General features: G+C 63.9%; 20 protein-coding genes. 12 read left to right on the forward strand and 8 right to left on the reverse strand.

Annotation, left to right across the window (positions count from 1 at the left end):
• Positions 1–5: 5 nt before the first annotated feature.
• The gene (locus tag MNAB215_RS15575) at positions 6–596 is read right to left on the reverse strand and encodes a TetR family transcriptional regulator (protein ID WP_077079636.1); all 591 of its coding nucleotides are present in this window, start codon (positions 594–596) and stop codon (positions 6–8) included.
• A 168-nt stretch (positions 597–764) separates the two neighbouring features.
• On the opposite strand from MNAB215_RS15575, the gene MNAB215_RS15580 reads away from it, so the two are divergent.
• Positions 765–1,955, forward strand: a complete 1,191-nt coding sequence (locus tag MNAB215_RS15580) for a cytochrome P450 (RefSeq protein ID WP_077079637.1) — start codon at positions 765–767, stop codon at positions 1,953–1,955.
• A gap of 24 nt (positions 1,956–1,979) precedes the next feature.
• Here MNAB215_RS15580 and MNAB215_RS15585 read toward each other — a convergent pair whose 3' ends face one another.
• The gene (locus tag MNAB215_RS15585; protein ID WP_077079638.1) at positions 1,980–2,900 is read right to left on the reverse strand and encodes a TIGR03619 family F420-dependent LLM class oxidoreductase; all 921 of its coding nucleotides are present in this window, start codon (positions 2,898–2,900) and stop codon (positions 1,980–1,982) included.
• Between the two features lie 186 nt (positions 2,901–3,086).
• On the opposite strand from MNAB215_RS15585, the gene MNAB215_RS15590 reads away from it, so the two are divergent.
• Genes MNAB215_RS15590 through MNAB215_RS15615 form a run of 6 tightly spaced genes read left to right on the forward strand, consistent with a single transcriptional unit; the run spans position 3,087 to position 8,625 of the window.
• Positions 3,087–3,452 carry a DUF4286 family protein gene (locus tag MNAB215_RS15590; protein WP_077079639.1) on the forward strand — a complete coding sequence of 122 codons (366 nt, stop codon included), beginning with the start codon at positions 3,087–3,089 and terminating at the stop codon, positions 3,450–3,452.
• On the forward strand, positions 3,452–4,060 hold the full coding sequence (locus MNAB215_RS15595; RefSeq protein ID WP_077079640.1) for a nitroreductase family protein: 609 nt from the start codon (positions 3,452–3,454) through the stop codon (positions 4,058–4,060). The genes MNAB215_RS15590 and MNAB215_RS15595 overlap by 1 nt, the downstream gene beginning before the upstream one ends.
• A gap of 19 nt (positions 4,061–4,079) precedes the next feature.
• A complete protein-coding gene (locus tag MNAB215_RS15600) occupies positions 4,080–6,230 on the forward strand; it encodes an acyl-CoA dehydrogenase family protein (RefSeq protein WP_077079641.1) in 2,151 nt (716 codons plus the stop codon).
• Between the two features lie 13 nt (positions 6,231–6,243).
• Positions 6,244–7,380 carry a thiolase C-terminal domain-containing protein gene (locus MNAB215_RS15605; RefSeq protein WP_077079642.1) on the forward strand — a complete coding sequence of 379 codons (1,137 nt, stop codon included), beginning with the start codon at positions 6,244–6,246 and terminating at the stop codon, positions 7,378–7,380.
• The gene (locus tag MNAB215_RS15610) at positions 7,377–7,787 is read left to right on the forward strand and encodes a Zn-ribbon domain-containing OB-fold protein (protein ID WP_077079643.1); all 411 of its coding nucleotides are present in this window, start codon (positions 7,377–7,379) and stop codon (positions 7,785–7,787) included. The genes MNAB215_RS15605 and MNAB215_RS15610 overlap by 4 nt, the downstream gene beginning before the upstream one ends.
• A 16-nt stretch (positions 7,788–7,803) precedes the next feature.
• Positions 7,804–8,625, forward strand: a complete 822-nt coding sequence (locus tag MNAB215_RS15615) for a mycofactocin-coupled SDR family oxidoreductase (RefSeq protein ID WP_077079644.1) — start codon at positions 7,804–7,806, stop codon at positions 8,623–8,625.
• A 6-nt stretch (positions 8,626–8,631) separates the two neighbouring features.
• On the opposite strand, the gene MNAB215_RS15620 is transcribed toward MNAB215_RS15615, so the two are convergent.
• The 4 genes from MNAB215_RS15620 to MNAB215_RS15635 all read right to left on the reverse strand — a co-directional run bounded on the left by MNAB215_RS15620 (position 8,632) and on the right by MNAB215_RS15635 (position 12,239).
• A complete protein-coding gene (locus MNAB215_RS15620) occupies positions 8,632–9,750 on the reverse strand; it encodes a phosphotransferase (RefSeq protein ID WP_077079645.1) in 1,119 nt (372 codons plus the stop codon).
• Positions 9,751–9,835: 85 nt separating this feature from the next.
• Positions 9,836–10,282 (reverse strand): Zn-ribbon domain-containing OB-fold protein, encoded by a 447-nt coding sequence (locus tag MNAB215_RS15625; RefSeq protein WP_077079646.1) that lies wholly within the window; start codon positions 10,280–10,282, stop codon positions 9,836–9,838.
• Positions 10,279–11,421: an acyl-CoA dehydrogenase family protein gene (locus MNAB215_RS15630; protein WP_077079647.1), complete on the reverse strand. Its 1,143-nt coding sequence runs from the start codon at positions 11,419–11,421 to the stop codon at positions 10,279–10,281. Before MNAB215_RS15630 ends, MNAB215_RS15625 begins: the two co-directional genes overlap by 4 nt.
• Positions 11,418–12,239 (reverse strand): SDR family NAD(P)-dependent oxidoreductase, encoded by an 822-nt coding sequence (locus tag MNAB215_RS15635; RefSeq protein WP_077079648.1) that lies wholly within the window; start codon positions 12,237–12,239, stop codon positions 11,418–11,420. The genes MNAB215_RS15630 and MNAB215_RS15635 overlap by 4 nt, the downstream gene beginning before the upstream one ends.
• A 117-nt stretch (positions 12,240–12,356) precedes the next feature.
• Between MNAB215_RS15635 and MNAB215_RS15640 the strand changes: the two genes are divergently transcribed.
• Positions 12,357–13,802 carry a class I adenylate-forming enzyme family protein gene (locus tag MNAB215_RS15640; protein WP_077079649.1) on the forward strand — a complete coding sequence of 482 codons (1,446 nt, stop codon included), beginning with the start codon at positions 12,357–12,359 and terminating at the stop codon, positions 13,800–13,802.
• A 205-nt stretch (positions 13,803–14,007) separates the two neighbouring features.
• Positions 14,008–14,373, forward strand: coding sequence for a DUF732 domain-containing protein (locus MNAB215_RS15645; RefSeq protein ID WP_077079650.1), 366 nt, complete (start codon positions 14,008–14,010; stop codon positions 14,371–14,373).
• A 94-nt stretch (positions 14,374–14,467) separates the two neighbouring features.
• Here MNAB215_RS15645 and MNAB215_RS15650 read toward each other — a convergent pair whose 3' ends face one another.
• A complete protein-coding gene (locus MNAB215_RS15650) occupies positions 14,468–14,728 on the reverse strand; it encodes a hypothetical protein (RefSeq protein WP_165691577.1) in 261 nt (86 codons plus the stop codon).
• A gap of 216 nt (positions 14,729–14,944) precedes the next feature.
• Entirely contained in the window at positions 14,945–15,796 is an 852-nt protein-coding gene (locus MNAB215_RS15655; RefSeq protein ID WP_077079652.1) for an SDR family oxidoreductase, read from the reverse strand.
• 190 nt (positions 15,797–15,986) lie between these two features.
• On the opposite strand from MNAB215_RS15655, the gene MNAB215_RS15660 reads away from it, so the two are divergent.
• From MNAB215_RS15660 to MNAB215_RS15670, 3 genes are all read left to right on the forward strand, one after another.
• Positions 15,987–17,516, forward strand: a complete 1,530-nt coding sequence (locus tag MNAB215_RS15660) for an aldehyde dehydrogenase family protein (protein ID WP_077079653.1) — start codon at positions 15,987–15,989, stop codon at positions 17,514–17,516.
• 236 nt (positions 17,517–17,752) lie between these two features.
• Entirely contained in the window at positions 17,753–18,547 is a 795-nt protein-coding gene (locus tag MNAB215_RS15665; protein WP_077079654.1) for an alpha/beta fold hydrolase, read from the forward strand.
• Entirely contained in the window at positions 18,531–19,220 is a 690-nt protein-coding gene (locus MNAB215_RS15670) for a TetR/AcrR family transcriptional regulator (protein ID WP_077079655.1), read from the forward strand. Before MNAB215_RS15665 ends, MNAB215_RS15670 begins: the two co-directional genes overlap by 17 nt.
• The last annotated feature ends 7 nt before the right edge of the window (positions 19,221–19,227 follow it).

A 19,227-nucleotide genomic window follows, 5' to 3' on the forward strand; every position in this document is an offset into this window, starting at 1 on the left:
TCGCGCTACTTCAGGACCGCGGGCAGGGCGGCGAACTCCTGACGGATCAGGTCGTCGAGCGACCGGCCCGGCGTCGACAACCAATGATTGAGGGCGCGCTCGACGAGCAGCATGCCGACCGCTGCCAACAGTCGGCATTCGCTGTCGGGGGCGGGCAATCGGCGTCTTTCGGCGATCACCTTGGCGACGGTCTCTGCGTTGGCCTCGTGGTTTCGGCGTTCGCGGCCCAGCAGGACGAGCGACGACGCGACGGCGTCGTGGTACTGCGCGATCCTTTTGCGGATGCGCTTGAGGCCGGGCGCAAGCACAGCAAACGAATTGGCCAGCGCCTCGAAATCTGACATCTTCTCCGGTTGAGCGAGGTACACGCCGCTCACGGCGTCGATGAAGTCGTACTCGCCGAAGAAAAGCACTGACTCCTTGGTCGGGAAGTACCGGAAGAAGGTCCTCGGCGAAACGCCCACGCTTTCGGCGATCTGGTCTGTGGTGGTCTCGTCGTACCCGTTGGTGCTGAACAGATTTAGGGCAGCATTCAGCAGAGCATTGCGGATCCGGTCCGCATGCGCGTCCCGCGGTGATCGATCGCCCCGGGCCATCCGCCAACCTCCTCCTACGTCTGGGTGTCCTGACAGTACAACGACTAGGGGTGCCGGTACATCGTTGACACTTGTCGTGCTACCGACGATACTTCCAATGTATGACAGTCAACTGTCACAGTGATACCCGAGCGCCGGTCGGCGCGGGTAGAGGGAGTTTCCGTCTCAATGACCGAGCTGGGCGTAACCGGAACGCTGAATATCAACGATCTGCCCTTCACGGCGGACCGCACGCGCGCCTGGCGCGAACTGCGGGAGGCGGGCGAGGCGGTGAGTTCTGGCGAGGAGATCGTGCTGACCAGCGCCGAGGCCGTCGAGTTCGCGGCCAAACGACCTGAGATCTTTTCGTCGGCAAGAGCTTTCGACCGCTTAGGAAGCCCCGTCCCGCTGGTACCGATTGCGATCGACCCGCCGGATCACACTCGGTTCCGCCGAATGCTTGATCCGTTCTTCAGCCCTAAGAAGATGGCCGAGCGTGAGCCCGAATTGCGCAGGCAGGCAGGAGAATTGATCGACGCCATCGTCGCGCGCGGCGAGTGCGACGTGGTTACCGATCTCGCTACACCTTTTCCCTCCCAGGTGTTTCTGACGCTGTTCGGGTTGCCCATGGCGGACCGCGACCGGCTGGTGCGGTGGAAGGACGCGATTCTGCAATTCACCGATCCGAGTAGCGCCGAGGCGACCCCAGAGGTGATGGCTCACGCGCTGGAATTGTTCACCTATTTGACCGAGCACATCGCCGAGCGGCGCGCCGATTCGACCGGCAGCGACATGCTCACCCAGCTGATACAAGACACCGACGAGGGCGGCATGTCGGACAACGAGATCCTTGGCCTGTGCTTCATGTTCGTGCTGGCCGGGCTGGATACCGTCACCTCTGCGGTGGGGTTCTCCCTGGCCAGGCTGGCGGCCGACACCGAGATGCGCCACCGTGTCGCCAACGACTTCGCGCTCATCCCGGCATTCATCGAGGATATTTTGCGCGTCGACGGACCTGTCCCGTTCGCGCCGCGTGTCACCACCGAGGAGGTCGAAGTGGCGGGCAGGATCGTGCCGAAGGACACCACGGTCATGCTCAGTTATGGCAGCGCCGACCGTGATCCGCGGCGGTACCAGGACGCCGACGAGATTCATCTCGATAGCAAGGTCGTGCACTTCGCGTTCGGGCGTGGACCGCACCGGTGTCTGGGTTCGCACCTGGCGCGTCTCGAACTCCGTCTGATCCTCGAGGAATGGCACTCCCGCATACCCGAATACACTCTGGCTCAAGACAAGTCGCCGCAGATGCCCTGGCCGACCGGGACGATGTCTCTGCAATCGGTACCGCTGAATATCAAGCCGTCGTCGGGGAGTCAGTAAATCTGACGTTTTTCGCGCGAAGACTCATCCGACCTTCGGGATGATTTCCTCCGCCACCCACTGCATATGGTCGAGGTAGGCATTGAAGCCATCCAGTGCCGGCGGGTTGACCCAGGTGTCCGTAACGCCGCGCTCGGCCAGCATGTTGCAGTTGTCGATCACCTGCTGGGCGCTCTGGCCGAAATGCGCATTCGGGTCGTCGACGAATACGTGCTCTTGACCGATGGACAACACCGCGAGGCTGTAAAACAGGGAGAACGGCCGGTCGTCGAACCCGGGCTGCGCGCGCAGGTAGTCCATCTTGGCCGGCAGTTCGTCGGGCTTGGTCAGCCAAGGCGCCCAACCGTCGCCGAACCGGGCCGCCCGGCGCAACACCGCGTCGGCATCTCCGCCCATCCACACTGTCGGGTGGGGTTTGGAGATCGGCTTGGGCCCGAACGCGATGTCGTCGAACTTGACGAAGTCGCCGTCGAAGCTTGGCGAGTCGCTGTGCCACAACTCGAACATCGCCTCGAGATACTCATCGGTCAAGCGGCCACGCTTATTGAAGGGAACACCGATCGCGTCATACTCCTCTTTGAGCCAACCGACACCGACGGTGGTCTGGGCGCGACCGCCACTGAGCCAGTCGAGCGTTGCGATCTGCTTCGCGGCGACGATCGGGTTGTGCAACGGCAAGATCGTGACCATCGACCCGATGGTGATCGTCGAGGTGGCGCCCGCGACGAAGGCCTGGGCGGTGGTTGCGTCGAAGTAGTGGTTCCCGGACAACTCGAGATGACCAGTCGGGGTGAGGAAGTGCTCGGGCAGGAAAACCATCGAATAGCCTAGGTGCTCGGCCTGTTGGGCAACTCGCGCGATGTCGGCGCCGGTGAGCTGGTGCTCCCACGGCTGTGTGATCGCGGCGACGTGCATACAGTTGGGCAGGTAGACGGCGAATCTCATCTGGCGCCTTCCGATTTCATGGCCCGGTGGCGGAGCGCCGACAGGAGGATCCGACGGCACGTCGATCACGACGCCCTCATTATGGCAGTCTACTGTCATACGTCAAGGCGCATGCCCGGCGTTGACTATGGCAGTTGACTGTCATAGTGTGACTGCAACCCCTGGCTGTTGCGAAAGGCGTGTTGCGTGGCTCCGAACCTGTTCATTGCGCTCACCAATCCGATCGAGGGCGAAGACGACGCATTCAACAAGTGGTACGACACTCAGCACGTGCCTGAGGTTCTCGACGTTCCGGGAGTCGTTACGGCACAGCGTTACGACATCACCGAACTGAAGGTCCCCGAAGACCAGGACCTGCCCGCTCAGCTGCCGCCGCCGACTCACCGTTACATGGTGATCTACGAGCTGGACAACGAGCCCGACATCGTGATGGCGGAGTTCCTAAAACGCGTCATGGCAGGAACGCTGTCATTGGGGGAGTGGCTTGATCTGACCACGGTGTCTCTCACCGGATGGGCCCCGCGCGGCGAACGCGTCCTGGCGGAGCGCTAGTGGGCGAGTTGCTCGCCGGCATCCACGCGCAGCGCGCGTGTCGGCGCTTCGATCCGGACGGCAAGGTACCTGACTCTGACGTCGAGCAGATACTGGCGGCCGCGGTGCACGCGCCGAGCGCAGAGAACACCCAGCCGTGGACCTTCATCGTGGTCCGCGACGATAGCCACCGCGCCCTGCTCGCAGCTTGGTGGACGGAGACATGGAACGCAGGTGGCGGCGACTTCGTCAAGCAAAGCGTCGAAGACAAGGTATTGGTCGCCGACCTTGAATTTGGCTTCAACAAAGGCGGATTCGCCGCTGCTCCGGTCGTGGTGGTGGTGTGCGCCGATACCGATCGGGTGCCCGAGATTCACGCGCCGTCTTCCATCTACCCGGCCGTGCAGAACATGCTTCTCGCCGCTGCCGACCTGGGGTATGGCTCATGTCTAACCACTGGCCTGACCACCTTCGGCGTCGATCGCGTGCGCGAATTGCTGAAGCTGCCGCAGAACCTGATCCCGATGGCTGCGGTGTACCTAGGGTTGCCCGCGCGCAAGCTCTCACCACCCCGCCGGCGCCCGGCGACGTCAGTGACCTACCGCGAGCGGTTCGGCACGTCTTGGTGAACAGAACGAGGAGCTGCCAATGCCATTGGCGATAACCGAAGACCATCGCGCACTCGCCGAAGTGGCTCGCGCGATGGTCGCCGGGCGCGCGGGCACCGCGAGTGCCCGCCGCATCCTGCTCGACCCAGAAAGGAGCGGCCGCTGGTGGTCGACCGACGGACTCTGGAAAGAGATGGTCTCGACCGGGTGGCTTGGCCTGCACGTCGACGAACGGTTCGACGGTCAGGGCTACGGACTGCCTGAACTGACCATCGTGCTGGAGCAGCTCGGTCGCGCCGCGGTGGGCGGACCCTTTCTGCCCACGGTCGCGGTATCCGCCGTGATCGCCGAGGCAGGGTCCGACGACCAGCGTGAGCTGTGGTTGCCGCGGCTGGTATCCGGTGACGTCGTCGCCGGAATCGGTACCAATAGCGTTGCCGTCGTTCGTGATTCGAGAGTCTCGGCCGCAGCTGTGCCGGCACTGGCCGAGGCAGGCGCAGATCTGTTTCTGCTCCCGACCGGCGACGATCTTGTCCTGGTGGAGGCCGGTGACGGCATCAGCATCCGAACCGTCGACTCGGTGGATCAGCTGCTAGCCCCGGTGGTTGTGGTCAACCTCAGTGCCGCGCCGGCTGCCGAGATCTTCCCGGGCGCCGCCGGGATAGCGAGGCGCATCCTTCGGCTGCTGGCCGCCGCTGAAGCTGTTGGCGGGCTGGGCGCGTGTACCGAGATGGCGACGGCCTACGCCGCAGGTCGCGAACAATTCGGCAGGCCTATCGGCTCGTTTCAGGCCGTCAAACATCACTGCGCGAACATGCTTCTCGATACCGAACTGGCAGTCGCGGCCACCTGGGACGCCGCGCGCGCTGATGGCGCGGAGGCCGATCTGGCCGCGACGATGGCTGCCGGACATGCGCTGACCGCTTATCAACGGGTGGCGCTGCAGAACGTGCAAGTGCATGGCGGCATCGGCTATACCTGGGAGCACGACGCCCACCTCTACATCAGGCGGGCGACGGTATTGCAGGCCTTCGCTGGCGACCAGGATGCATTGCGGGACAATGTGATCGCGCTGCAGCGCGCGGGCGTTCGCCGGCGCCAGTCGGTAGACCTGCCCGAGGGTGCCGAGCAGTATCGCCAGGCCGCACTGGATTTCCGCTCTGAACTTGAGGCGGCCGACGCCGACGACCACCAAAGGCTCTGGGCGCGAAGCGGTTATCTGCAACCACACTGGCCCGCGCCATACGGACGAGCTGCGGACAGCGTCGAGCAGTTGATCATCGAGGACGCCCTGGACGGGTTGGACAAACCCAGCCTCGGACTCGGCGAATGGGTAGTGCCGACGCTACTGCAACACGGAAGCACCGAACAACTCGACCGATTGATCTGGCCGAGCCTCGAGGGTGAACTGCGGTGGTGCCAGCTGTTCAGTGAGCCCGGCGCCGGCTCGGATGCGGCGGCTGTTGCCACCAAAGCGAAACGAGTCGACGACGGCTGGGTGGTCAGCGGTCAGAAGGTGTGGACCAGTGACGCGGTGAACTGCCAGCGTGGGCTGGCCACCGTGCGCACTGATCCGAATGTGCGCAAGCACAAGGGCATTACGGCGATGATCATTGACCTCGCCGACCCGGCGGTACGGATTCGTCCACTCACCGAGATCACCGGCGAGACGCTGTTCAACGAGGTGTTCTTCGACGACGTCTTCGTGCCCGATCGCGACGTGGTCGGCGGTGTGAACGACGGGTGGAGCGTGGCGATGGCAGCCTTCGGCAACGAGCGGGTGTCGATCGGCGGTGGCTCTGTCACCATGACCGCCGACGCTTTGATCGATCTGTTGGCTCGGCACCGGCCCGACGACACCGGCTCGGCACGTGACGTCGGTGCGCTGCTCATCGAGTCGTATACCTTGGCCACGCTGAACCTGCGGCAGGCGGCGAGGGCGGTCTTTGACGTCGGACCCGGAATCGAAGGCAACATCGCCAAGCTGTTCGGGGCCGAGCACGCCCAGCGGGTGGCAGAGTTGGCACTGCGTATTGCCGACCGGGCCATCCTGGTGGGTGAGGAACCCGACGTCGTACACGACTATCTGTTCAGCCGATGTCTGACGATTGCGGGCGGCACGTCGGAAATCGTCAGAAACCTGATCGCCGAGCGCATCCTGGGCCTGCCGCGCGATCCGGCGCCTAAATAGATCGGAGCGTCATATGACATGTGCCGTCGTCGGGATCGGCCGTACCGAATATTCCCGCAACTCCGGCCGCACGACCCGCGGAATGGCCGTCGCTGCCTGCCGGGACGCCATCGCCGACGCCGGTCTGACGGCCGCCGACGTCGATGGAATCTGCACGTACATGGTCAACGACTCCGAGCAGCCCATCTACGTCGGGTGGGCGCTAGGGATCGACGAATTAGCTTGGGCCAACGCCATGTACGGCGGCGGCAACCTCGTTGCCGACCAGATTGCCACGGCCGCAGCCGTGATCGAGGCGGGCTTGTGCAAGGCGGTGCTGGTGTACCGCTCGCTCAACGGCCGCTCCGGGCACCGCTTCGGCCACGTCGACGGACCGATGCAGGTGCCGCACCACGATCAATTCGATACGGTATCGGGCTTTCTCGTGCCCCCTCAGTGGATCGCCATGTGGGCTAGACGTCATCAGCACGAATACGGCTCGACCTCAGAAGATCTGGGGCAGATCGCCATCACCCAGCGCACGCACGCCGGACCCAACGAACATGCGCTGCGGCGCGAACCGCTTTCCATGGACGAATATCTGGCGTCGCGTTGGATCAACGAGCCGTTCCGGGTATTGGATTGCACATCCGAGGTCGACGGCGCTGTAGCGGTGCTGATCGTCGGCGAGGACATCGCCAGAAACACCAAGCAGCCCCCGATGTGGCTCGTCGGATCATCGAACTCACAGGGTGGAGCCGGCTGGAGCGAGTGGGACGATCCCACCGAGATGTTCTCTCGCACGGCAGGTCCGAAGATCTGGCAGAAGACGGGTCTGACTCCCGCCGACATGGACCTGGCCTGCATGTACGACTGCTTCACCTACACGGTGATGGCCACCATGGAGGGCTTCGGCTTCTGCGAGAAGGGGGAAGTCGGCAAGTTCTTTTCGACCGGGCGCGCCACCTATGGCGGCGACGTGGTAGTCAACCCGCACGGTGGTCTGCTGTCCGAGGGCTATATCCATGGCCTCAACCACCATTACGAGGCAGCGCTGCAACTTCGGCACGCGGCTGGTGTCCGTCAGGTTGATAATGCCGAACTCGCGCTCGTGACCGCTGGTGCGGGCCCGTTCGGCGGGGCCAACGTCTACAGCAGGGAGCACCCATGACGAATCCTGTACTGGCGGCACCAATTCCGGTGCCCGACCCTGACTCGGCGCCGTACTGGCAGGGCCTGAAGAATGGCAAGTTGATGTTGTGCCGCTGCGACGATACCGGGAAGTGGATCCACCCGCCGTTGGAACGCAGCCGGTACACCGGTGGGCCCGTGCACTTCGAGGAAGTCAGCGGCAACGGCACGATCTTCAGCTACATCGTGATCCGCCAGGCCCTCGTACCCGGCCGCGTGCCCCCCCATGTCGTCGGGCTCGTCGAACTGGCCGAGCAGCCGGGATTGCGGATCAACGCGGTCATCGATGTCGATCCCGCCGATGTCCGGATCGGGCAGCCGGTGCGGATGCGCATCGTCGACCTCGGCGAAAGCGGTTATCGCATACCCGAATTCGTCATCAAGTAAAGGCTGGGAGCAGCAAATGGGCAGAATGGACGGTCGCGTCGCCTTCATCACCGGAGCTGGCAAGGGCCAGGGGCGGTCACACGCTGTCCGGTTAGCCGAGGAAGGTGCGGATATTGTTGGTGTCGACATCTGCCGCCAACTCGACGGCGTGCTGTATGCGATGGCCACGCCGGAAGACCTTGACGAGACCGTCAACTTGGTGGAGAAGACCGGTCAGCGGATGATCGCCCGTCAGGCTGACGTCCGCGACCGCAAAGCACTACAGGCTGCCTTCGACGATGGCGTCGCAGAATTCGGCTACATAGATACGGTGGTGGCGAACGCGGGGATCGTACTGAACCGGGTTGACGAGCCCGATCCCGAGGCGGCGTGGGAGCTCGGCATCGGCGTGCTACTCACCGGTGTGTGGAACACCCTGCAGATCGCTAGCGCCCACATGATGAAGTCCGATCGCGGCGGTGCCATTGTCGCCACCAGCTCGATGGCTGGTCTGAAGGCACTGACTGACGGCAGCGGCGGCGCGGACGCATACGCCGCGGCCAAAATCGGCGTCACTGGACTGGTACGGGCCTACGCACAGCGTATGGCGGCCAAGAACATCCGTGTCATGGCGATCGCACCGACCGGTGTCAACACCTCGATGATCGTGGAGAATCCGGCGCTGTTCGAGGTGATCGCCCAGAACGAGCATCTCGCCAAGGCGATGACCAACGCCCTACCGGTAACGGTGATCGAACCGTCCGACGTCTCGGAGACGGTGTTGTTCCTGGTCTCGGACAGTGGGCGATATTACACGGGCACGACGCTGATGCTCGATGCCGGCATGAACATGACCTGACTGCAGTCAGCGCAACAGCGTACCGGTGCCCAGGTCGGAATAGGCCTCGGCGAAGCGGCCGAGCACCGCGCCGACGACCTCGACCGAGTACATCTGGTCGGGCGCGATCGCCCACATGCAGAAGCCCCAAGCCGGGCTCTCGCGATACGCAGTCCACATCGCCTCGCGGTCGGGTAGCGCAGTGACACCGGCGTCGAGCAGCCGACCGCGGTAGTTGTCCAGCAGCTCGCGCTCATGGGCCCGCCGAAGCTCCGGGGACAGTGCTGCGATCAACGCGTAACCGATGTCGTGTGACCACGATCCGCGCCGAATCAGTTGCCAGTCAAGGACACCCACCCGGCCATCGGGCAGCATATACGTGTTGCGCGGATGCGGGTCGCCGTGCAGCACCGTGATCGGGTCGCGGGCCACCCGCTCCTGGAGTCTCCAGAACGCCGACTCCATCCCGTCCATGTCGGTGCCCGCTGTATCCATGAGGGCCTTCTTGTACGGGGCCTCCATCAGCGCGCGGATTATCGTAAACCCGTTGTCGCGCAGAAAGTGTGCAAATCCACCGGTGACGGGATCCTGTAGCCAGGACAGGTCGCCGCCCGCGACCAGCCGTCGGCTGCCCCAGAACGGAGCGTGCAGTTGGCTCAACGTTGTGAGCAGCGCGTCGGCCTGCTCGACGGTAAGGCCAGTCACCGCGTCGGGGACCTGCGCGCCGCGCAGGGTGATGTCCTCTCCGAGGATCAGAAACTGCGACGGGCCATCGAGGTGGTCGGCGAAGAAGGTCGTCATTGTCTCGACGTTCAGGTCCGGACGCAGGTCGCGGTAAAACCTTGTCTCGTCGTCATACAACACGGTTCCGCCACCGCCTTCGGACAACGATTCGTCGAACGCCTCCGGCAGGTCGTGCACCGTGCCCAATTGCGTCTTGATGAAGAGCCGCTCCGGAAGTCGGGTATCTGGATCTGCGTATTTCACGTCGAGGTGAAGGTGCGACGTGGTGCCCTGCCAGGTGTGCCCAATCGTGACGCCGGTAACCGTCGCGGCGGGATCGTGTCGACGTATCAGCGACGTCAAAACGTCGGGCGTGATGTCGTCGGCGGACTGAAGCGTGACGTGCAGGGCTTGGCCGGTCATCGCAATCCTCATCGTTGAGACTCAAGTATGACAGTTGACTGTCACACTAGCACCGAAGCCTTGGCCGCGAGTCGGTTTCGCACTTTTACGTCGGTTTGACCGGACGAAACAGCGGAAGCCACACCCGGCTGTGTTCCTCGCCCGACATCGCGGTCCAGTCTTCGAAGAAGACCTCGACGGCCATCCCGATGCTGATCGCGTCCGGAGCGACGTCGACCACGTTGGACATCAGCCGGGTATCGGGCTCCTCGGCAAGCTCGACCATCGCGACAATGTAAGGCGGGTCAAGACCAGGAATCCAGTTTTGGCGGTTCACCGTATACGCCGCGACGACTGCCTGCCCCGAAACGGGTTCTGGTGCAACATCGGTACTGCGGCAACGCCAACACGCCGGCCCCGGCGGGTGGAAGAAGTGGCCGCAACCGTGGCAGCGGGTGATCAGCAACTCGCCGTTGCGACCACCGGTCCAGAACGCATGGGACTCTGCGGTAGGGCTGGGTGCTAATCGCAACTGGGGGCGTTGATAAGTCATGAGGCGACCAACGATCGGCCGATGACCAGCCGCTGAATCTGGTTGGTGCCTTCGAAGATCTGGGTGATCTTGGCTTCGCGCATGTAGCGCTCGACACGGTAATCCCTGGTGTAGCCGTAGCCGCCGAAAACCTGGACGGCATCGGTGGTGACCTTCATTGCGGCGTCGGTGGCAATCAGCTTCGCCACTGAAGCGTTGCGCGAATAGGGGAGTCCGGCGTCGCGGCGGCGCGTCGCGTCCAGGTATGTGGCGCGTGCAGAGTCGACCGCGGCGGCCATATCGGCCAGCAGGAACGCCAGGCCTTGATGATCGATGATCTTGCGGCCGAAAGTCGTTCGTTGATGGGCGTAGGAAACCGCCTCGTCGAGTGCTGCCTGCGCCAGCCCGACGGCCACCGCCGCGATGCCCAGGCGCCCGGAATCCAATGCGCTGAAGGCGATCTGGAGTCCTTGGCCTTCGACGCCGATACGGCGTTGGGCAGGCACAAACGCATCGTCGTAGTGCGCCGTGGTGGTCGGGATGGCATGCAAGCCCATCTTCTCCTCGGGTTTGCCGAACGTGAGTCCGTCTGTGTTCTTATCGACTAGAAAACACGAAATACCTTGTCCACCTTCACCGGTGCGGGCGAATAGGCTGTAGAAATCTGCGATGCCGCCATGGGTGATCCAGGCCTTGGCGCCGTTGATGCGGTAACCGCCGTCGATCGCGGCGGCCTTACAGTTCAGTGCGGCGGCGTCGGAGCCGGCCTGTGGCTCGGACAGGCTGTAGGCACCGATCGTGTGACCGCTCAGCATGCTTGGCAGCCACTGCTGTTGTTGCTCGGCGGTGCCGAACGCGATCATTGGATGGCAGGACAGGACGTGAACGCTGACGGCTACGGCGACTGCCGCCCACCGAGCCGCCAATTCCTCGAGAACCTGTAGGTACACCTCGTATGGTTGCCCGCCGCCGCCCCATTCCTGCGGGTGCGGCAGCGTCAGCAGCCCGGTCTCACCCAGAGTCGCGAAAACACCTTCGGGATACGTCTCGTTCTTCTCATGCTCGTCGACGATCGGATCGAGCACCTTGTCGGCGACGTCGGCCGCGAGGGAAACCAACTCGCGTGCTTCCGGTGTCGGCAGCAGCCGCTCGACGGTCACGGACCTCTGTCCTGCCACTCGCAACCGGTCAACTCCACCGAGGTATCCCACAGCCGTCGCGCGCTTTCGGCATCGCGGGCCTTGTCTTTGAGTTTGGTCGGCTTCGGTCGGCCCCACTGGTGCATCAGGCCGCGCGGCGCGATGTAGGTGCCGTTGGGCAAGGTCGTGGTGATCGCCTGAATAGTCGAGCGAGCACCGTCGGCCGGGCTCTGCGCGATACGCGGCGAGAGCACACGGCCCGCCCACTGCAGTACACCCGAACCGTTGCGAGTGATGCCGGTGTCGGTCATGCCGGGATCGGAGGCGTAGGCGGTCTTTCCGCGGGCGACCAACTCCCGAACGAACAGCAGGTTGGCCAGCTTGGACTCCCCGTAAGCCGACCATGGGTTGTAGCGGCGCCGGTGGTAGTTGAGGTCATCGAACTGCATGCGGGCGGTGTTGTAGTTGGTGCTGGCCACCGCCACGACACGGTCGCGGATCCGGTCGCCGAGTAGACATGTCAACGCGAAGTGGCCAAGGTGGTTGGTGCCCATGTGAGCCTCGAAGCCGTCGGCCGTGCGGGTCAGCGGCAAGCCCAACACGCCGGCGTTGTTCACCAGCACGTCGACGTAGTCGACGGTGTCGGTGAACTTGCGCACGCTGGTGAGGTCGGCTAGATCCAGCTCACGTACCTCGACTTCGCCGGGCATCGACGCCGCGGCTTCGTACGCCTTTGCCGGGGTCCGGCACGCGATGATCACTTCGTGGCCGGCAGCGGCCATGGCGTGCGCGGTGGCTTTCCCGACGCCACTATTTCCGCCTGTGACGATGATCCGCACGTTACCGTGCCCTCCTTCGCATCAATTCACACAAACAGTAAACTATTTATCGCTTTGACAAAACCGACGAGGAGAGACGTTGATAGCTGCTCGCCCTAGTGCGGTTCAACCGCTGGGATGACATGGCTCGAGCGGATCTCCGCAGTCCACGAGCGCAGTGAACGTGCAGCTGTCATAGGCGACGCCGGCTCCGTTAGCGGTCGTGAACTGATCGGAAAGGCCGTCGCGGCCGCGGACCTGCTCGTCGACCTCGAAGTCCACTCAGGTCAGCCGATCCCCGCGTTGCTCACCACTAATGCCGACGCGCTTGCACTGCTATTCGGCGGTGCCGCCGTCGACAGACCGCTGGCTCCGCTTGGGCCGCGGCATACTTCCGCAGAACTGGCCGAGACGGTGCGTCGAAGCGGCTCGTCGGTGTTACTCGCCGAGGCCGCGTTCGCCGAGACGGCTCGACACGTTGCCGACGCGGTCGAAATCCGTGCGGTGACAATACCTTTCTTGCCGGTGTCGAGGCGTCCGCTGCATCCGGAACCCGGTCCCACGGCGATCTACCTGCACACCGCGGGAACCACCGGAGTTCCCAAGCGAGTTTCGCTGAGCGAGGGAGTGCTTGACGCGCGCGCCGCGCTTTTACGTCGCCTGATCGGCATTGGCCCCGACGACCGTTATGCAACCGGTTCGCCGCTACATCACATCGGTGGTCTGGGCAACATCCTGGTGGCGCTTACGGCCGGGGCGGCAGTTATCTGTACCACGAGATTCTCCTTCGATTGGTGGCGCAACCTGAAGCAACTTCACGCCACCCACTGCCTGCTCGTGCCGACCATGATCGAGATGTTGCTCAGCGAGGGACTTCTCGACGCAGTTCCGCTCAAGACGTTGATCTATGGCGCCTCGCCGATCAGCGTCGACACGTTGCGACGCGTTCTTGACGTGCTGCCCGACGTCGCGATGGTCAGCCTCTACGGCCAAACCGAGGGCAGCCCGATCACCAGCCTGAGCCCAGATGATCATCGGCTGGCTGCGGCCAAAGATCCCGACGTTCTGTCCAGTGTGGGCCGGCCGGTGAGCGGCCTTCGTCTGCACATCGACGAGCCGGACCGGGCTGGAATCGGCGAAGTGTTCGCCTCCGCGACGCACCTTTCCGTCCAAGGCGCCGACGGATGGTTGCGCACCGGCGATCTGGGTGTGCTGGATGCCGACGGTTATCTCCGTCTTTGCGGTCGTCGGCACGACATGGTGGTTCGCGGCGGGGAGAACATCTATCCGGTGGAAGTCGAGAATGTGCTCGGTGCCCACCCCGCGGTCGCCGCGGTCGGCGTGGTGGGTGTGCCGGATCCACGACTCGGAGAAACCTTGGCCGCGTTTGTCGTGCCCGCGGATTCGACTCGTCCGCCGCGGCCCGAGGAACTACGTTCCTTCGCCCGCGTCACGCTGGCTGGCTTCAAGATCCCGCGTTACTGGTACACGGTCGCCGAGCTGCCGGTCAACAGCGCAGGCAAGCTCGATCGTGCCACCCTTCGTGCAACACACCTGAAGCGTCAGCACACCGGATCAGCGTGAGTTATGTGCGCACGCACCCAGGCGTGCAGTTCATCGGTAACTCATCGCTCGCGTCCTCCGGTGTACACGTCGTCCCGGCGACGGTGAAACCGCTAGATCTTATCCGTTATATAGTTTAATGTCTCGGTGTATGCCGATAGCCGCGCGAAGCCCGGTCGGATCAGCAGGTCGACAGAGGACCACTTTTCGTCGGTCGCTCGTCGCTGTGATTGTCGCCGCAACTGCCGTCAGCGGGGTCCCGCTGACACTGGCACCGCCGGCGCGTGCGGTACCGGCGCCCGAGGTCGAGTATGTCTACGACGTGGTGGTGCGGCGGCATTACGGCTTTCCGAACAACGACGCGCTTGCCTACGGCCACGGGATCTGCGACAAGGTCGGCCGGGGCGAAGCGTACGCGCAGGTTATGGGTGACGTGAAGAGCGACGTGACCCCAAACGATGAGTTCGCGGCCAATTATCTGGTCTCCTATGCGGTCAACTTGCTGTGCCCCGAGCTGATATGGCAGCTGCGGAATTCAGCCGCTGGCTACCAACCGCCGGGCGGAGCAGCCGCGCCCGGTACCTATTACTGAGGCAGACTTTTGGCATACCAACCCCCGGGGTACCGGGAAGGCGCCGGAGTTCAAATCCCTTGAACACCACAGAGTTTGAGTAGCTCGACGGGTCTTATGTGTCTGGCTCTGAGCCGGGCCCGACGGGCAGCCGAACAAGGAATCCAGCCATGATCAGCGATCTGGCCAGTTCCGTCTGCTGCTCCGCGGACAGCCCCGGTAGCTCGCAAACCCGAAACGGCTCAGTGCTTTTCGACAGAAATTGCAATGCGTCCTCATGGTCGGGAGCGGCTTTTATTTCGAGTTGGGCGAAGTTCAGCGCGACGCCGTCGGGAGTGTCTGTTACCCGCGAATATAGCGGCTGGTACTTCATCACGCGGGTGCGGCCATCGATCCCGATGGCGTCCGAGATCGCCTGTCCGAGCGGCGCGCATTGGCCGCGTTTGACCAGGTCATCCGCGAGCGAACTGAGACCCTCCGCGATGACGCCGGGCTCTTCGAGGGCCTCGATGGCGTCACGCGCAGGGCGCCCAGCCTGGCCCGGACGTCGGGGTCGTTCAGGTACCGCGGCGGCAACTGCGTGTGGATGCGGTCATCGGAGTGGCTCAGGCGCGCCGGTGGTGTCCGGGGCAGCGAACATCTTGGTGAGATCGAGCTGGCCGGATTGCACGGCGCCGAAGAATCCGCCATCTGTGACCAGTGCTTCGCCGTTGATGTAGCTCGATCGGGGGCTGTTGAGGAAGATCAGCGGCCACGCTTGTTCCTCGGCGGTTGAGCGCCGCCGGATCGGGCCGACGAAGGCGTCGATGATGTTCTGCCCCGCGAATTCCACGAAGTGGGGCAGCATCGCTGTGTCTGTCGGGCCGGGGTTGATGCAGTTGAGCCGGATGCCATCGGTGATCAGCGTGGCGGCCCGGGATCCGACCCAGGCGTTGATCGCCTTTTTTGAAAACGGGTACGCCCCGACGGCCCCCATCGCGTCATTGGCTTCGCACCACCGCTTGCCTTCATCGAATCCGTCGGTGGACACCAGTTCCGTCAGCTGCTCGAGCTCCAGTTGCCATCCCATAGCGGCATTGGAGGCGACCACGGCGACCGCCCCGCCTGCCGGAATCTTGGGCAGGACCAGGTTCACCAGATGCCGAGCACCCACGAAGTTGACCAGCAACACGTCGAGGCCGGAGAACGGCGGTCCAGGCAGGCCCGCGCAGCCGAAATAGCCATCCACCGGTCCCTTAATGGATTCGGCTGCCCGCTCGATGGAGGCGCGATCCCGCAGGTCCACCTCGACGACCCGGTCGACCGGAAGGTCGGTGGGCCGCACGTCGAGCGCAGTGACCCGTGCTCCGAGCTTGGTCAGGGTTGTTGCTGTCGCGGCGCCCATGCCTGATGCGGCGCCGGTAACCACTACATGGCGTCCCGCATATCCCAGTACGTCTTCCATCGTTCCTCCGGCATCTTGGAAAATGTTGTCTGCCTTAAAGAAGATATATCAGGTGCTAATTGAGAAACATAATATTCTCCTAATTGGGATAGCGCTGCTAGCGTCCTCTGACACGATTATGTCTGTTGCAGTAAGCCGGCGTTCGCGCTGCAGTGTGCGTCGAAGTCTTGCGAGTGGGAGGTAGTACGCGGTGAGTGACCGGTGGGATTACGACAACTTGCTCATCGACGGCGCCTGGACGGCCGACGACACAGTCGGGGTCATCGAGGTCATCGACCCGGCCACCGAGGAGGTCATCGGCTCGGTTCCCGATGCTGGCCTCAAGGCCACCCATGCCGCCATCGTGGCGGCGCGACGGGCCTTCGATGACGGGCCCTGGTCACGGACGTCGCCTCGAGAACGCGCCGCCGTGCTACGCTGGTTCGCCGCGATCCTCGACAAGCGCCACGATTTCCTCAAGAAGTTGGTGATGGCCGAGTCTGGGTCGGTCGGCTTCCTCGCTGACATCATTCAGGTCCGCGGCACCATCGACATCGCCGATTGGATCGCCGAGGCCATGGAGTTCGCGGTGCGCTGGACGGAGGTGTCGCCGCCGGCCGGGGGCCCGACCGGGATGGCCGGGCATGCCGTCGTCCGGGAGCCGGTCGGAGTGGTGGCCGCGATTACCCCGTTCAATTTCCCGTTCTTTCTCAACATCGTGAAGGTCCTGCCGGCTTTGGCGGCCGGCTGCACCGTCGTGCTCAAGCCACACCAGTGGACGCCACTGGATGCTTTCGAGATCGCCAAAGCAGCTCAGGATGCCGACCTTCCACCCGGCGTGCTGAACGTGATCGCCGGCGGTCCAGAAGTCGGCGAGGAGATGACCACTCACCCGCTGGTCGACATGGTGACGTTCACCGGCTCCACCGCGACCGGGCGGGCCATCATGGCGGCCGCGGCGCCCACGGTCAAACGCCTCCAGCTCGAGCTCGGCGGCAAAAGCGCGTCGATCGTCTTGAACGACGTCCCTGAGGATCACGTCGCCAACATGGGCATCATCACCTCGATGATTCACGCCGGGCAGGGCTGCGCCATCCACACCAGAATGTTGCTACCTGAGCACCTGCTCGACGCGTACGTCGACGGGGCCAAGAAGTCGGCGTCGTCGCTCAAGGTGGGCGACCCCCGAGAGCCCGACACGCTGATCGGCCCGTTGATCCGCGAGCGGCAGCGCGCCCGGGTGGAGGCATACGTACAGTCCGGCCTCGACGAGGGAGCCGAGCTCGTCTTCGGTGGCAAACGTCCCGCGCACCTGGCTAAGGGTTTTTTCTACGAGCCGACGCTATTCATCAACGCCCGCAACGACATGCGGATTGCCCAGGAGGAAATCTTTGGTCCGGTCCTCACCGTGATCACCTACAAGACCGAAGCCGAAGCGATCCGCCTCGCCAACGATTCGATCTACGGCCTCGGTGGCGGCGTCATCGCCGGCAATACCGCGCGCGGCTTCAACGTCGCCCGCCAGATCCGGGCCGGAAACGTCTCGGTGCAGACGGTCGGTTCGCCCACTGTTAACACCGAGGCCCTGGGCAGCTCTGGCCCTGGCTGGTCAGTCGATCAGCCCAGCGGTGTGGGCATCACCGGTGTCTTCGGCGGATTCAAGCAGAGCGGCGTCGGCCGGGAATGGGGCCACCACGGGATCGAGGAGTTCACCGAACTCAAATCCATCGCCTGGAGTTGAGTTGCAATGACTGTCGCCGGTCCGACAGGCAGGCTAGCTTAGCTTTAGCGTGTTAACCTCGTCAGACGGCAGCTCAGCGTTTCGCACTGGTAGAACATGATGGGCGCAATGCAAGAATTGAGTGGACGCTAGCCGAGGGCATGAGGGAGACGAATGAAGGCTCAAACCACGTCGTCTGTCGCCGCATGGACCTGTGGTCTGCCAGTGAACGAGAACCACGTTGTTGCGGGGCGTGCATGACTGAGCAGTTGGGCATGTCTCGCCCCTTCACCTATCAACACGACGGGTTGACGTTGGCCTATGCAGTGGTCGGCGACGGACCTCAGCCGATTCTGTTCGTCCATGGTGCGACCGCCACCGGCGAGTTCGAATGGGCTGGCCTGGCCGCCGCCCTCGGGCCGGGCTATCGCTGCATCCTGCCCGATCTGCGCGGCCATGGCCGATCGGAATTCCGGCCGACGGCGACGACGGGGGACGTGGTCCGCGCGGACCTGCGCTATCTCATCGAGTACCTGGACCTGGGTCGCCCGCATGTGGTGGGTTTTTCCTACGGCGCGGAGATTGCGCTGACGCTGGAGCTAGACAATCCGGGAACAGCGCGATCTTTGGTCCTCATTTCTCCCGGGACGGGGCGCCCCATCGACTACCGCGCTCCGCGGCTGGAGCATCTGTACCGGAGTTGGCCCTTCGCGCTGCGACGCCTGCACGAGGCCACCCATGGGCCAGAGCACTGGCGTGACCTGGTCACGGCGATGCACGAGGACAGCGTGGCTTGGCCCGAATTGACCGAGGACACGCTGGCCAGCGTCGCGTGCCCGATTCTGTTGATGGCAGGCGAGCGGGACGAATCGACTCGTCAGCAACAGGGTCGGCGGTTCGCGCAAGTCAATCCACGGGCGCGGTTTGTCGAGATCGCTGGCGCGGCGCATTCGGCCCACCAGAAGTGCCCGGATACGGTCAGGGGAGTCATCGGTGATTTCCTGGCCGAAGTCGACCTTGAGAGAGCGGAGCGTCATGGCGCGGTCAACTGAGCTGAAGGCGAAGAAGAATCATCAGCCCGCGGAGCCGCATGTGCCGGGCTGGCAAAGGGACAGTGTCGACCGGTCACTGCGCAACGCCCGCGCGCGTGCCCAGGCCCGAAGCGACCGCTTCGTCTCGGCGGCGATAGAACTCCTCGGGGAGCGCGACGAAAGCGACTTCACCATCCAGGATGTCGTCGACAAATCGAACATGTCGCAGCGGACGTTCTACACCTTCTTCGACGGCAAAGACAGCCTGCTGTTGGCGGTGTACGAGACGATCCTGCGGACTACGGCGATGCCGATGATGCGGGAGCGGTGTGAGGGCATCACGGATCCCGTGCTGCGGCTGCGGACGCTGATGGAGGCACTGTCCGAAATCACCGCGATGCCGGCCCGACTGGCGCGCGGCCTCAGTGTGCTGCACCTGCGGCTCGCCGAATCCCGCCCCAATGACCTCGCTCACGCCCTGGAACCCCTGCACTCGTTCATCGTCGAGTTGCTCGAAGCGGTTGCCGAGGCAGGCCTGCTCCGGGATGACGTCCCGCTAGCCACCCAGGCCGCGCTGCTGCAGGAACTACTGCTGGCGACGTCGCACTCCGCGGTGTTGTCCGGTGGGCGGTCGACCAGTGTCGATGACCTCTGGGCCTTCTGCTCGGCGGCCATCCTGCGCACCGCGACCTGACAACCGC

This window comes from Mycobacterium numidiamassiliense (genome assembly GCF_900157365.1).
In the GTDB taxonomy this organism is placed as follows: domain Bacteria; phylum Actinomycetota; class Actinomycetes; order Mycobacteriales; family Mycobacteriaceae; genus Mycobacterium; species Mycobacterium numidiamassiliense.